The organism is Janthinobacterium sp. 67, from assembly GCF_002797895.1.
In the GTDB taxonomy this organism is placed as follows: domain Bacteria; phylum Pseudomonadota; class Gammaproteobacteria; order Burkholderiales; family Burkholderiaceae_D; genus Janthinobacterium.
On sequence record NZ_PGES01000001.1, the window covers coordinates 292503 to 306412 of the forward strand.

At 66.1% G+C, this 13910-nt stretch carries 15 protein-coding genes; 5 read left to right on the forward strand and 10 right to left on the reverse strand.

The annotated features are described in order from the left end of the window. Positions 1 to 54 precede the first annotated feature (54 nt). The 9 genes from CLU90_RS01315 to CLU90_RS01355 form a co-directional block, all read right to left on the reverse strand. Complete coding sequence (locus CLU90_RS01315) at positions 55 to 534, reverse strand: META domain-containing protein (RefSeq protein ID WP_100426981.1); 480 nt, start codon at positions 532 to 534, stop codon at positions 55 to 57. Between the two features lie 72 nt (positions 535 to 606). After that, positions 607 to 1497, reverse strand: coding sequence for a subclass B3 metallo-beta-lactamase (bla, locus tag CLU90_RS01320; RefSeq protein ID WP_100426982.1), 891 nt, complete (start codon positions 1495 to 1497; stop codon positions 607 to 609). Between the two features lie 64 nt (positions 1498 to 1561). Then, positions 1562 to 2320 (reverse strand): hypothetical protein, encoded by a 759-nt coding sequence (locus CLU90_RS01325; protein ID WP_100426983.1) that lies wholly within the window; start codon positions 2318 to 2320, stop codon positions 1562 to 1564. Between the two features lie 75 nt (positions 2321 to 2395). After that, on the reverse strand, positions 2396 to 3130 hold the full coding sequence (locus CLU90_RS01330) for an ABC transporter ATP-binding protein (protein ID WP_100426984.1): 735 nt from the start codon (positions 3128 to 3130) through the stop codon (positions 2396 to 2398). A gap of 15 nt (positions 3131 to 3145) precedes the next feature. Next, positions 3146 to 3970 carry an ABC transporter permease gene (locus CLU90_RS01335; protein ID WP_100426985.1) on the reverse strand — a complete coding sequence of 275 codons (825 nt, stop codon included), beginning with the start codon at positions 3968 to 3970 and terminating at the stop codon, positions 3146 to 3148. Between the two features lie 6 nt (positions 3971 to 3976). Then, a complete protein-coding gene (locus CLU90_RS01340; RefSeq protein WP_100426986.1) occupies positions 3977 to 4966 on the reverse strand; it encodes an aliphatic sulfonate ABC transporter substrate-binding protein in 990 nt (329 codons plus the stop codon). Between the two features lie 32 nt (positions 4967 to 4998). Continuing rightward, positions 4999 to 6390, reverse strand: coding sequence for an LLM class flavin-dependent oxidoreductase (locus CLU90_RS01345; RefSeq protein WP_100426987.1), 1392 nt, complete (start codon positions 6388 to 6390; stop codon positions 4999 to 5001). Between the two features lie 3 nt (positions 6391 to 6393). Further along, a complete protein-coding gene (locus CLU90_RS01350) occupies positions 6394 to 7221 on the reverse strand; it encodes a MetQ/NlpA family ABC transporter substrate-binding protein (RefSeq protein ID WP_100426988.1) in 828 nt (275 codons plus the stop codon). A 21-nt stretch (positions 7222 to 7242) separates the two neighbouring features. After that, complete coding sequence (locus tag CLU90_RS01355) at positions 7243 to 8457, reverse strand: acyl-CoA dehydrogenase family protein (protein WP_100426989.1); 1215 nt, start codon at positions 8455 to 8457, stop codon at positions 7243 to 7245. A 254-nt stretch (positions 8458 to 8711) separates the two neighbouring features. Here CLU90_RS01355 and ssuE point away from each other — a divergent pair, with 254 nt between their 5' ends. The 5 genes from ssuE to CLU90_RS01380 are packed head-to-tail and all read left to right on the forward strand — an operon-like array spanning position 8712 to position 13198. Next, positions 8712 to 9332: an NADPH-dependent FMN reductase gene (ssuE, locus tag CLU90_RS01360; protein ID WP_100426990.1), complete on the forward strand. Its 621-nt coding sequence runs from the start codon at positions 8712 to 8714 to the stop codon at positions 9330 to 9332. Positions 9333 to 9356: 24 nt separating this feature from the next. Continuing rightward, entirely contained in the window at positions 9357 to 10367 is a 1011-nt protein-coding gene (locus tag CLU90_RS01365; RefSeq protein WP_198511121.1) for a sulfonate ABC transporter substrate-binding protein, read from the forward strand. Positions 10368 to 10388: 21 nt separating this feature from the next. Next, the gene (gene ssuD / locus CLU90_RS01370; protein ID WP_100426991.1) at positions 10389 to 11549 is read left to right on the forward strand and encodes an FMNH2-dependent alkanesulfonate monooxygenase; all 1161 of its coding nucleotides are present in this window, start codon (positions 10389 to 10391) and stop codon (positions 11547 to 11549) included. Between the two features lies 1 nt (position 11550). Next, on the forward strand, positions 11551 to 12342 hold the full coding sequence (gene ssuC / locus CLU90_RS01375; protein WP_175539263.1) for an aliphatic sulfonate ABC transporter permease SsuC: 792 nt from the start codon (positions 11551 to 11553) through the stop codon (positions 12340 to 12342). Between the two features lie 25 nt (positions 12343 to 12367). Then, the gene (locus CLU90_RS01380; RefSeq protein WP_100426992.1) at positions 12368 to 13198 is read left to right on the forward strand and encodes an ATP-binding cassette domain-containing protein; all 831 of its coding nucleotides are present in this window, start codon (positions 12368 to 12370) and stop codon (positions 13196 to 13198) included. Here the strand turns inward: CLU90_RS01380 and CLU90_RS01385 are convergent. Then, entirely contained in the window at positions 13155 to 13865 is a 711-nt protein-coding gene (locus tag CLU90_RS01385) for an HAD-IA family hydrolase (RefSeq protein WP_100426993.1), read from the reverse strand. The two genes, CLU90_RS01380 and CLU90_RS01385, sit on opposite strands and share 44 nt — an antisense overlap. Positions 13866 to 13910 lie beyond the last annotated feature (45 nt).

Below are 13910 nucleotides of genomic sequence, written 5' to 3' on the forward strand. Positions count from 1 at the left end.
AGCTAGGGCCGGGGTCGTACCCTGAGGGTACGACCCCGGTACTTGCGGTCGGGTTTACTTCACCGTCAGGACTTCATACCGCGCCACGGGCACGCCATCCTTCAGCAGCAGCAATTCCTGGTCCGCGTAGCGGTAGCCGTTGACTTCGCCCAGGGTGGCCAGCAGCAGGCGCTCGAGGTCCATGTCCTGCGGCTGGCACATCATCATGGTGCCGGCCATCTGCCCAAAGCTCAAGGTGCTGACGCCATCGCTGGTGTAGCCGCCCATCATCTGGTTGCAGCCGCTGTGGCCGCTGGCGCGGCCTTCGGCCAGCAGCAGGGTCACTTCGCGCTGCTCGGGCGCCTTGCGCACCACTTGCTTGCCCTTCAATTCCTTCAGCTTCCACTGCGTGCCCGTCAGCTTCGGCGCCGGCTTGGCGGGCGAGGTGGCACCCGGCGCGGCGGCGGCAGCGTCGCTGCGCACGGGTGTTTGCGCGCAGCCGGCCGTGATGGCGACGATGGCGGCGAGAGGAATCAGTCTGGCGAGTGTGAACATGGCAATCCTTCTTTAATTGAATGGCACCAGCGTAGCAGATCGGTGCCGCGTCAGCGTGCACGCTTGACAAGCTCACTGCTGTTTTTCCTGCTCCAGCCGGGACTCGAGCACGGTGCGCGCCGCCGCCACGTAGGCGCGGCAAGCCTGCGGGTCGATGAACGCCTCGCTGCCGGCCGTGGCACTCGCCTCCAGCCTTTCCCACAGCTGCGACGCTTCCGGGTGGGCCGAGATCAGCACGTCGCACGGCAGGTTTTCCAGGGTCTCGAAGCTGTGGCGCAAGTCCGCCACCGCGTTCGGATACTCGCTGCTGGCGCTGAACTTGAAGCCGGGACGCGAAACGGCGTTGAGGCTGTCCGCGTAGACCATGTTCAGGCAGCGGGGGCCGTCGCACGATTGCCACGTCCAGCTCAGGCCTCCGGGCGTGTGGCCCGGCGTGGCATGTGCAGTCACGTTGACGGGGCCGACGTTGAACTGGCCGCCGTCGCGCGCCAGGCGCATGTCCTTCACGGGCGGGTACTTGGGCAGCGCATGGTATTGCGGATCGTCCGGGCCCACTTCGCCCGACGCCAGGTCCAGCGCGGCCGACGGGCTGGCGGCCACCAGCGCATCGCTGCGCCGCTGCAGTTCGGCCAGGCCGCCCGCATGGTCGATATGGCCGTGCGAATTGAGGATCAGTTTCACGTCCTCGATGCGAAAGCCCAGGGCGGCGATATTGGCGATGATCTTGGGCGCCGATTCCGGCAAGCCGCCGTCAATCAGCACGTGGCCCTGCGGCGACGTCACCAGCACGGAGCTGAGGCCTTTCACGCCCACATAATAGGTATTGCCGAAGATGCGGAACGGCGCCTGGTCCGCGTTCCAGGTGGCACAGATGTCGCAGCCTGGCGTCTGCGCCTGGGCGGCGGGGCCGGCCAGCAGCAGCGCCAGTGCCAGCGCCGGCGCGCGCGTAAGAGTGGGGTGCATTGTGATCCTTATCCGTGTTGCCAGGGTGGCGTATGCTGACACGGAACGGGGCCGGACGCAAACGTCACAAGGATGCGGGCGGCGCGTCGCCAGTGTCCTTGTACACCAGTTCGATCAGGGTATCGTCCGCATAGCGGGTATCGCCCACGGGGGCCTGGAAGGATGTGCCGCCGTTTTTTACCTGCAGCGCGACGCGGCGCTCGCCATCGAGCAGGGTGGCGCTGGCGATGGCCGGATCGCTGTGCGTGCCCATCTTGAGCGCGCCGGCGGAACACCAGTCGGTGGTGCGCAGCTTGGTGGCGATCAAGGTGCGTATCAAAAATGGGATCTCTTTCTTGGCAATGGCGACCGTCACCTGGCATTGCAGGCGCAAGTCGCCCAGGCGGCGCATGCCGGGTGGCACATCGTCGCTGCGGACGCTGGCCTGCCAGCGGAACTGGCCCTGCTTTTTGTTGGTGATCAGGTCCGCATCTTCGCTGTCGGCTTGCGCGCTGCGGGGCAGCACAAAGCTGCCATCGGCCGACAGGGGCAAGTTGATCGTGGTGTCGCTGCCGGCGATGCGCAAGGCCACGTCCTGCATGATGTCCGCCGGAGCATCGGGGCCGGGAATCAGCTGGAAGCGCACTTCGCGCGCCTTGGGCGCCAGTGCATGGTAGTCGTCAAAGGCATCGAGGCCCGCCGCCATCACGCGGTACGATTTCAATTCCGGATTGCGGATGCTGTTGACGTGGATGGACTGGCCGGTGTCGGCCGGCGCATCGGCGTGCGCCGTGATGTGGCAGAGGGCCAGGATGGCGAGAACGGGAAGGAAGGAAAAGTGCACGTAGCCGCCTGTTTGTTTTTACCATGGCAAGCTAACATGAATGACAAGGCTTGTCACTGGGGCGGCGGGCCAGCCTCAGATCGCGTGCGCGGCGTGCAGTTCGCCGAGGATGGTCTCCTTCAATGCGGCCTGCGCTGCCGGCGTGCGCAGGCGCGGCCGGGATGCTGCCACCTCGTAATGGGCGCGCGGCGGTCCGGCGCGCGTATCGAGCATGACGATGCGGTCGCTCAGGTACAGCGCTTCGTCGATATCGTGCGTTACCAGCAGCACGCTCAAGCCATGGCGCGCGGCGACGGCGGCCAGCAAGTCCTGCAGCTTCATGCGCGTAAAAGCGTCGACGGCGGAAAACGGTTCGTCCAGCAGCAGGATGCGGGGCTGGCCGAACAGGCCGCGGGCAATCGCCGCGCGCTGCGCCTGGCCGCCCGACAGCTGCTTGGGCAAGCTGTCCGCATGGCCTTGCAAGCCCACTTCCTCGAGCAATTGCCCGACGCGGGGATCGTTTTCGCCACCGGCACCGAGGCCGAAGGCGATGTTTTGCGCCACCGTCAGCCAGGGAAACAAACGCGGTTCCTGGAAGATCAGGCCAATGTCGGCGTGCACGCCGGCCAGCGGCTTGCCGCCCATGCGCAATGTGCCGCGAAAGTCCGTATCGAGTCCCGCCACGATGGACAGCAGGCTGCTCTTGCCGCAGCCGCTGGCGCCGATCAGGCTGACGATCTCGCCCTGGCGCAGCTGCAATTGCAGATTGTGCAGCACGCGCCGCGCGCCATAGGATTTGTCATGGATGGCAATGTCAAGCAAGGCAGTCATGCGTGGGGGCTTTCGTCAGGTGATGGCATAGCTGTCGCGCCAGGCGAGCAAGCGGGTTTCCAGGCGCTGCATCAGGCTGTCGCTGGCCTTGCCCAGTACGGCCAGCAGCACGATGGCGGCCAGCACGATGTCGGCGCGGCTCGTTTCGCGCCCGTCGCTGAGCAGATAGCCGAGGCCCTGACTGGCGGCGATCAGCTCGGCCGCCACCATGAACATCCAGGCCAGGCTCAAACCGTTGCGCAGACCCGTGAAGATGGCCGGCAGCGAGGCCGGCAGCAGCACGCGCCGCGCCAGCGCGGGCCGGCTCAAACGGTACATGCGCGCCGCGTCGATCAGCTTGCGGTCCACGTCGCGGATGCCCGACGCCACGCCCATGTAGACGGGGAAGAAGGCGCCGATGCCGATCAGGACCAGTTTCGGCGCTTCATCGATGCCCAGCCACAGCAGCAGCAAGGGCACCCAGGCCAGCGAGGGAATGGCGCGCAGGGCCTGGAAAGTGGGGTCGAGCAGCGCCTCCACCGCGCGGTTCAAGCCCACGGCCGCGCCGAGCACGATGGCCAGCAGCGCGCCGCCCGTAAAGCCGATGGCCACGCGCGCGGTACTGGCCAATACGTGGCCGGCCAGGCCCTGGCGCACCAGGTCGGCGATGGTGGCGGCGATGTCGCTGGGCGCCGGCAGCAGGTTGGCGGGGATGGCGCCCGCGCGCACGCCCACTTCCGCCGCCAGCAGCGCCAGGGCGGGCAGCAGCAGGCCAAGCGCCGCGCGCGGCAAGGGAGGAAGCTTGCGCCGGACGCCGGTCTCGTTGGCCTGCGCCGGCGCGGTGAGCGTGTCTCTGGCCATGACCGCTTACGCCTTGCTGATGAAGGGCGCGGCGACGCGCGTGTCGACCAGGTCCGCGATGGCGCGGTTCAAGTCGGCGCCTGGCTTGACCAGCGCTTCATCGACGAGGATGGGCGCGGCCACCAGCAGGGCCTTCACATGTTCGTTCGACGGTTGCGGATTGCTGAAGTCACTGCGCAGCTTCACCTGCAGCAGCGCCACCGGCAGGCTGACCTTGGCTTCTTCCGACAGGATCTTCGCCGCCTCGGCCGAGTTGGCGCGTATCCAGGCGCGCGCCCGTTCATAGGCCTGTATCACCTTGCCCACTTCGGCGGGGCGGCTGGCGAGGAATTCCTCGCGCACGTTCAGGAAGCCGTAGGTATTGAAGGCCACGTTGCGGTAGATCAGGCGCGACCCCGCTTCCAGTTCGCTGGCGGCCATGTGCGGATCGAGGCCGGCCCAGGCATCGACCTTGCCCTGCTCCAGCGCCGCGCGGCCGTCGGCATGCTGCAGGCTCACGTGTTCGATATCGCCGCGTTTCAGGCCCGCCGTCTTCAATGCGCGCAGCAGGAACAGATATGGGTCGGTGCCCTTGGTGGCGGCCACCTTCTTGCCCTTCAAGTCGGCGATGCTGCGGATGGGGCTATCCTTGCGCACGACCAGCGCCGTCCATTCGGGACGCGAAAAAATATACGGCGCGCGGATGGGGTTGCCGTTGGCGCGCGCCAGCAGGGCGGCCAGGCCGGCGCTCGAACCGATGTCGATGCTGTTGGCGTTCAGGTATTCGAGCGCGCGGTTGCTGCCCGCGCTGAGCACCCACTTGATGCTGGTGCCGTCCGGCTTGAACGCTTCTTCCAGCCAGCCGAAGCGGCGCAGCACCAGGCTGGCGGGTGAATAATAGGCGTAGTCGAGGCGCAGCTCCTTCAAGGGCGCCTGCGCGGCGGCGCGGGTAAGGCCGGGCAAGGCGGCGAGGGCGGCGCCGCTGGCGGCCAGTTGCAAGAGGGTTCTGCGTTTCATGGTGTCCTTGAATGGGGAATCTGATATATATGTCAGGCCGCTGCCAGGGCATCGTCTGCGGGCGCGATGCTGACCTGGCGTCCAGCGTGATCGGCGGGCAGGCGCGGGCCCTGGCCGAAGACTTTGTGGCGCAAGCTGCCTTCTTCATATTGCGTGCGATAGCGGCCGCGCCGCTGCAGTTCCGGCACGATGTGGGCCACCACATCGGCCATGCTGTCGTGGGCGACGGCGAAGGCGAGGTTGAAGCCGTCGATGCCCGTTTCATCGAGCCAGCTTTCCAGCTGGTCGGCCACCTGGCGCGCATCGCCGACGAGTACGGGGCCGCGTCCGCCCAGCCCGATGTATTCGGCCGCCTCGCGCACCGTCCACGTGCGATCCGGGTCAGCCTGGCTGAACGAGGCCAGCGCCGAGCGACCGGCCGGCGAATCGATGTAGTCGATGGTGGCGTCGAGCGGGTAGCGGCTGAAGTCGACGCCCGTCCAGCCGGACAGCAGCACCAGGGCCGCCTCGATATTCACGTGGCGCAGGTAGTCGGCGTGTTTTGCGCGCGCTTCTGCTTCCGTGGCGCCCGTGATGACGAGCGCCTGCGCGTAGATCAGCAGCGCGTCGCCATCGCGCCCGCTTTGCCGCACGGCCGCGCGCAAGTCGTCGGCGTAGCGCTTGACCACCGTCTTGCTGGGGCCACTGACAAAGGTCGCTTCCGCGTGGCGCGCCGCGAAACGCGTGCCGCGCGGCGAGGTGCCCGCCTGGTACAGCAGGGGCGTGCGCTGGGGCGACGGCTCGCACAAATGGATGCCGGGCACCTGGTAGTGGCGCCCGGCATGGTTGATCGGATGTACCTTGGCGGGATCGGCGTAGATGCCGCGCGCCTTGTCGTTGACGACGGCGTCGTCGTCCCAGCTTTTTTCCCACAGCTTGTAGACGACGTCCAGGTATTCGTCGGCCAGGTCGTAGCGCTCGTCGTGGCCCAGCTGCTGGCTCAAGCCCAGATTGCGCGCCGCGCTATCGAGGTAGCCGGTGACGATATTCCAGCCGATGCGCCCACCCGTCAGATGGTCGAGCGTGGAGATGCGCCGCGCGAACGTGTACGGATGTTCGTAGGTGAGGGCGCAGGTGACGCCGAAACCCAGGTGCGTGGTCGCCTGCGCCATGATGGGCACGAGGGCCAGCGGGTCGTTCAGCGGCACCTGCACGCCGTGTTCCAGGGCCGCATCGAGGCTGCCCCGGTACACGTCATACACGCCCAGCACGTCGGCCAGGAACACCGCGTCAAACAGGCCCGCTTCCAGCAGCTGCGCCAGTTCCGTCCAGTGCTGCGGGTCGGTATAGCGGTGGCTGCGGTCGCGCGCATGCGTCCACAGCCCCGGCGACTGGTGGCCGACGCTGTTCATCTGGAAGGCGTTGAAGCGTATCGTCTTCGCCATGGCTTATTTGGCCGCCGTCTGCAACGCTTGCTGGTAATCGGGTTTCGAATAGCCGGCAAAGTGCTTGTTCGTGATGTCGAGGAATTCGCGCGAGCGGTAGGCGGCCGCCAGGTCTTTTGCGAACTGCTTGTCCTTGTCCGCCGTGCGGATGGCCACCAGGTTGATGTAGTTGGGCGAGATTTTCTCGGCCACCAGCGCCTCCGTCAGCTTCAGCCCCGACGCCAGCGCGTAATTGCCGTTGATGAAGGAGTAATCGGTGTCGCCCAGCGAGCGTGGCAGCTGCGCCGCTTCCAGCGGCAGCAGCTTGATTTTCTTCGTGTTGACAGCGATATCCTTTTCCGACGCGCGCACGGGGTCGAAGCTGGCGCGCAGCTTGATCCATCCCAGCTGGTCGAGCAGCACCAGTGCGCGCGCCTGGTTGGTCGGATCGTTCGGCAAGCCCACCGTCGTGCCTTCCTTCACGTCGTCCAGGGTCTTGTGCTTCTTGCTGTAGATGGCGATCGGCGCCGTCGGGATCGTGATCAGGTCCGTCAGGGCCAGCTTGTGTTCCAGCGCGAATTTCTTCAGGTAGACGATGTGCTGGAAGACGTTGGCATCGAGCGAACCTTCGGCCAGCGCGAAGTTCGGCTGGATGTAGTCATTGAACTCCACCAGCTTGACCTTGTAGCCCTGCTTTTCCAGGATAGGCTTGATGCCCAGCTTGATCTGGTCCGCGTACGGCCCGGCGCTGGTGCCGATGGTGATGTCTTTCGGATCCTTGGCGTGGGCGAAGCTGGCCGCCAGGGCCAAGCTCAAGGCGGTGACGAGGATGCTGCGGCGGGCGATGGTCATGATGGCTCCTTGGTGGGTAAATTATGAATACGCCGTCGGCTCGGGCACCGTGCCTGTCAAGGCAAAGCGTCCCAGGTCGCGCAGCTTGTAGTCGATGGGGTCGTGCAGGGTGTGCACGCGCACGTTGCGCCAGTAGCGGTCGAAGCCGTATCGGGCCGAGGTGGAGCGGGCGCCCGTCAGTTCGAACATCTGGCTGCTGATCTCCAGTCCCCCCCTGTGCGCCAGGCACTTGGCTTCGGCCACGGTCACGGCCAGCAAGCCCCGTTCGCGCGCCGTCACCAGCGCGCCCTTGCGGAACACCTTTTCCAGTTCCTGCGCCGCAGCGTCGGCCAGCACTTGCGCGGGACGCAGCAAGAGCCACAGCTGGCCATAGCGGTGCTGCACCAAGGGGTCGTCCGTCGCCTTGTCCACGCCCGAGGAAAACCAGGCTTTCGCCTGTTCGTCCGTGTAGCGGCGCGCCGCCTCGAACGCGCCTTCGGCGATGCCCAGATACAGGTTGCTCATGATCAGCTGCGCGATCTGCGAGCGCACGGTCGCTTGCGGCGTGGCGGCCTGCGCGGGCGCCTGCAGCACCAGCTCGCGCGGCAGTGCCACGGCCTGGAAATGCACATTGCCGCTGTCCGTCTGGCGCTGGCCGAAGGCGTCCCAGTCCGCCTGCACGGTCACGCCGTCCTGGCGCGTGGGCAGGGCGGCGATCAGCGCCGTCTGCGTGGGCGCGTGCCAGGCGGAGACGGTAAGCCAGTCGGAACCCACGGAACCGGAAGAAAAGCTCTTGATGCCGTCGAGGATATAGCCGTCGCCGCTGTCGGTGGCCGTGACCCGTTTGTCGAGCGGGTTCAAGGCATTGCCCCAGAACAGGCGCTCGTCGACGGTCAAGGTGAGCAGGCGGCGTTGCTGCTGCGCGCTGCCATACAGCTGCAGGCCGGCCAGTTGTAAATGGTGGAAGCCGAAGACGTGCGCCAGCGCGCTGTCGGCGCGCGCCAGGATGCGGATCACTTGATACACGAGGGGCCACGACGCGCCCTGGCCGCCGAATTCCACGGGAATCGACAGGGTCAGTAAGCCCGACTCGCGCAGCCATTCGCGTTCCTGCGCCGCATGGCCGCCGGCCTGGTCGCGGGCATTGGCCGTTTCGGCCAGGCGCGCGGCCAGCGCGGTGGCGATGCTGATGGCGTCCTGCAGGGGTTCCGGCACAGGCGGCTGGGGACGGGCGGCATGGAGAAAAACGCTAGACATGAATGAGATTCCAGAAAGACGATGACGCCGATATTGCACCGCCAGGCTCACGCCGTACACGAAGAAAACCGCGCATGGATATGCGAAAAAAGCCATGCGGGGATGAGCGCCTTCGCTTGCGGGGCGTCAGGCCCGGATAGTCAAAAAACGCATATCGAAGCGCGAAAGCATTCGTTTTACCGGGCGGCTGATGGCGATAGGCTGCAAGCATCCGGACAACGCCACTTTCGACAACCTACAGGGACGGGCATCACATGAGCATCTTGTTATTGGGCGGTAGCCCGCAACTCCCATCGAGTTCCAGCCGCCTGCTGCTGCATATCGGCGAACAGCTGGCGCTGCAGGGCCACAGCTATGCTCAGCTGCATGTGCGCGACTTGCCGGCGCGCGCCTTGCTGCTGGCCGACTACGACGATGCGGCAATCGCCCGCGCCGTGCGCGCCGTGGCCGATGCGGACGCCATCGTGATCGCCACGCCCATCTACAAGGCGTCGTATACAGGGTTGCTGAAAGCCTTCCTCGACCTGCTGCCGCAAGATGGCCTGGCCGGCAAGCTGGTGCTGCCGCTGGCCACGGGCGGCGGCCATGCCCACACCCTGGCGCTCGACTATGCGCTGCGTCCCGTGCTCCATGCGCTGGGCGCCAAGCAAGTCTTCACCAGCATCTACGCGAATGCGCAGCAACTGGCGTGGCACGAAGAAGGGGGCCTGAGCCTGGATGCGCCGATCGCCGACCGCGTGCAGGCCGGCATCGAGGAACTCTCCACCGGCCTGTTCGTGCTGCAGGGGCAGCGTCCATCCGCGCCTGCCGAGATTGCGCACCCCGTGCGTTCGCTGCAAGACCAGCCTTACGCCCCCCACTATCAAGCCGCCTGATTATTCACCGACCAAGGAACCGCCATGACACACCGCCACGCACAACGCCTTTCGCGCCGTACCACTTTGGGCCTGCTGTTTGCCGCCGCCGCCGGCGTGATGGCGGCCGGCATGCCGGCCGCGGCGCAGGCGCAGGCCAAAGGGGAGGTCCAGGTGCAGGTGCGTATCGGCTACCAGAAATACGGCACCTTGACCCTGCTGAAAGGGCGCGGCACCCTGGAAAAACGCCTGGCCGAACAGGGCGTGGGCGTGAAATGGACGGAGTTTCCGGCCGGCCCCGTGCTGCTGGAAGGCTTGAACGTGGGCAGCATCGATTTCGGCACCGTGGGCGAGGCGCCGCCGATCTTTGCCCAGGCGGCCGGCGCCAACCTGGTCTACGTCGGCAATGAGCCGGCGTCGCCGGCCAGCGAAGCCATCGTCGTGCCCAAGGGTTCCGGCCTGCGCACCCTGGCCGACTTGAAGGGCAAGAAGATCGCCCTGAACAAGGGCTCGAACGTGCACTACCTGTTATTGAAGGCGCTGGAAAAGGCCGGTGTCGCGTACGCCGACATCCAGCCCGTGTTCCTGCCGCCCGCCGATGCGCGCGCCGCTTTTGAACGGGGCAGCGTGGATGCGTGGGCCATCTGGGACCCGTTCCTGGCGGCCGCCGAAAAGCAGCTGGGCGCGCGCGTGCTGGCCGATGGCAAGGGCCTGGTGGCGAACTACCAGTTTTATCTGGCGTCGCGCACGTATGCGGAAAAAAATCCCGAGATCCTGCGCATCGTGCTCGATGAAGTGGCCAAGGTCGATGACTGGGGCCGCAACAACCCGGACGAAGTGGCGACGATCCTGTCGGCACAGACGGGGCTGGGCAAGGATGTCGTGGCGCTGGCCGCCTCGCGCTATGCGTATGGCGTCAAACCCGTGTCCGTCGACGTCATCGCGTCGCAGCAAAGGGTGGCCGATGCGTTTTCCGGCCTGAAGCTGATCCCCAAACCGATCGTCGTCAAGGACGCGCTGCTGCCGGCGCGCCAGCTGGCCACCAGCGCAAAATAAACAAGCAAAGGAAAGCGCACCATGTCATTGAATGTCTTCTGGTTTATTCCCACCCACGGCGACAGCCGTTACCTGGGCACGTCGCAGGGCGCGCGTCCCGTCGATGCCGATTACCTGCGCCAGGTGGCCGTGGCCGCCGACACGCTCGGCTACGACGGCGTGCTGCTGCCCACGGGCCGCTCCTGCGAAGACGCCTGGGTGGTGGCGTCGTCGCTCATCAGCGTGACGCAGAAACTCAAATTCCTCGTCGCCGTGCGGCCCGGCCTGTCCACGCCCGGCCTGGCCGTGCGCATGGCGTCCACGTTCGACCGCCTGTCGAACGGGCGCCTGTTGATCAACGTCGTCACGGGCGGCGACCAGGGCGAGCTGGAAGCGGACGGCCTGTTTGCCGACCACGCCAAGCGCTATGAAATCTCCGATGAATTCATCAAGGTGTGGCGCGCCACGCTGGCGGGCGAGGGCGGCGCGGCCGGCTACGATTTCGAGGGCAAGCATATCCAGGTGAAGGGCGCGAAAACCCTGTATCCACCCGTGCAGAAGCCGTATCCACCGCTGTATTTCGGCGGGTCTTCGGAACCGGCGCATGAACTGGCGGCCGAGCAGATGGACGTGTACCTGACGTGGGGCGAGCCGCCCGCCGCCGTGGCCGAGAAAATCGCCGACATCCGCGCGCGCGCGGCAAAAAAAGGCCGCACAGTCCGGTTTGGCATCCGATTGCACGTGATCGTGCGCGAAACGAACGAGGCGGCCTGGCGTGCGGCCGATGAACTGATCAGCCACCTCGATGACGACATCATCGCCAAGGCGCAGGCGGCCTTCGGCAAGATGGATTCCGTGGGCCAGCAGCGCATGGCGGCCCTGCATGGCGGGCGGCGCGACAAGCTCGAAGTATCGCCGAATCTGTGGGCCGGCGTGGGCCTGGTGCGCGGCGGCGCGGGCACGGCCCTCGTCGGCGACGGGCCGACCGTGGTGGCGCGCATGCAGGAATACGCGGACCTGGGCATCGACACCTTCATTTTCTCGGGCTACCCGCATCTGGAAGAATCGTACCGCTTTGCCGAACTGGTGTTCCCGCTGCTGGGCAAGGGCAAGGCCGTGGGTGAGCAGTCCTTGAGCGGTCCCTTCGGCGAAGTCATGGCCAGCAATATCGTGCCTGCCGCACCACAGAAAAAGGTGGCCTGAGATGGCGACGGCCACCGTCAAGCGTCCGCCCGGGATGTCATGGCGCAATGCATTCGCGCCATGGGCCTTGCCAGTGGCGCTGCTGCTGGCCTGGCAGCTGGCGGCGCAGTGGGGCTGGCTGTCGAGCCGCATCCTGCCCGAGCCGTGGGCCGTGGCGAAAGCCTTCTGGCACCTGGCCGTGTCGGGCGAATTGTGGCTGCACCTGAAAACGAGCTTGTGGCGCGCGACGGTGGGTTTTGCCGTTGGCGCGGGGCTGGGCTTGCTGCTGGGACTATTGACGGGCAGCTTCCGCCACGCGGAAACCCTGCTCGACACGACCCTGCAAATGGTGCGCAACATCCCGGCATTGGCCCTGATTCCGCTGGTGATCCTGTGGTTCGGCATCGACGAGACGGCCAAGCTGTTCCTGCTGGCCGTCGGCGTCTTCTTTCCCGTCTACCTGAATACTTTCCACGGCATCCGTTCGGCCGACCAGGGCTTGATCGAAATGGCGAAAAGCTACGGTCTCTCGGGCTGGCCTTTGTACCGCGACGTGATCCTGCCGGCCGCCATGCCCTCGATTCTGGTCGGCGTACGCTTCTCGCTGGGCCTCGTGTGGGTGCTGCTGATCGTCGCCGAAACCATCTCGGCGCAGGCCGGCATCGGCTACATGACGATGAATGCCCGCGAATTTCTGCAAACGGACGTGGTGCTGGTGGGGATTTTGCTGTACGCCTTGCTGGGCAAACTGGCCGATCTGTTCTCGCGCCGGCTGGAGCGCCACTGCCTGCGCTGGAATCCCGCCTACCGATAGTGACGAAATGAGGAAAGAAAATACCATGCTGCTCGCCCCCATCCAGATCGAAACGGATTTTTTGTCGCACTTCGTGCAGTACGACCCGGCCGGTGCGCCGCCGCAGGCCAGGGCAGCACCGTCCGCCCCCTTGCAACGGCGTGGCGTGCCGTTGGAACTGACGCAATTGAGCAAGGCCTATGGCGAACGTCCTGTTTTGAAAAACGTTGACCTGCAGCTGGAAGCGGGCGAGTTCGTCGCCATCGTCGGGCGCAGCGGCTGCGGCAAGAGCACCTTGCTGCGCTCGATCGCGGGACTGGAAAGCGTCGATGACGGCAAGGTTGCCATCGGCAGCGGCGTAGGCGCGCCCGATATCCGCATCATGTTCCAGGAATCGCGTCTGCTGCCGTGGAAGACGGTGCTCGACAACGTGGCCCTGGGTCTGCCCCGTTCCGTTGGCGCGGCGGCCGCCTCGCTGTGGACGGTGGGTCTGGCCGAACGGGCAAACGACTGGCCGTCGGCCCTGTCGGGCGGGCAGAAGCAGCGCGTGGCGCTGGCGCGCGCGCTCGTGCACGAGCCGCAACTGCTGCTGCTTGACGAACCATTGGGCGCGCTCGACGCCCTGACGCGCATCGAGATGCAGCAGCTGATCGAGTCGCTATGGCTGGCGCGCGGTTTCACGGCCGTGCTGGTGACGCATGACGTGGCCGAAGCCGTGGCCCTGGCCGACAGGGTGCTGCTGATCGAGGACGGCCAGATCACCATGGACGTGCAGGTGGAATTGCCGCGCCCGCGCCAGCGCGGCCATGCGGCCTTCGCCGCGCTGGAGCAGACTATCTTGTCGCGCGTGCTGCAGCCGTCTCGGCCAGGACAATAAAGCCGTCGCTATCGACGCTTGCCACGATGGCTTCATAATTGTCGATGGCAGGATGGCGCGTGGCCAGCGGGTGCGCATGCGTGGCGGTGACGACGATGACCTTCGCGCCAGCCGCTTCGCCCGCCTCGATGCCCACCGACGCGTCTTCGAACACGAGGCAGTCGGAGGGCGCCACGCCCAGTTTTTCCGCCGCCAGCAAGTAGCAATCGGGTTTTGGTTTGCCGGCCTTGACGTCTTCCGCCGTCACCATGATGGCGGGTATCGGCATGCCGGCCGCCTTCAGGCGCGCCGTGGCCAGTGTCCTCGGCGCCGAGGTGACGATGGCCCATTGCGCGGGCGGCAGCGATTCCAAAAAGCGCAGCGCGCCCGCGATTTCAATAATCCCTTCCACGTCGACGATTTCCGCATCCGTGATGCCCTGCGACTCGCGCTGCGCGTCGACGCCGGGCAAGCGCAGTTTGGCGATGGTGTCGACCGAGCGCGCGCCGTGGATGGTGGGCAAAAAGGCCGCCACGTCGAGGCCCTGGCGCCGCGCCCACGTGCCCCAGATGCGTTCGGCGGCGGCGATGGAATTGATGACGGTACCGTCCATGTCAAACAAAAAAGCCCGGTAGCGGCCGGCGGCCGATGGTGTCGGGGGTGTAGACGGCGAGGGCAGTGCGGACATGGCTTCCTTCCAGATGATGGGCTGGAAGCCATTGTAACGGCAGTC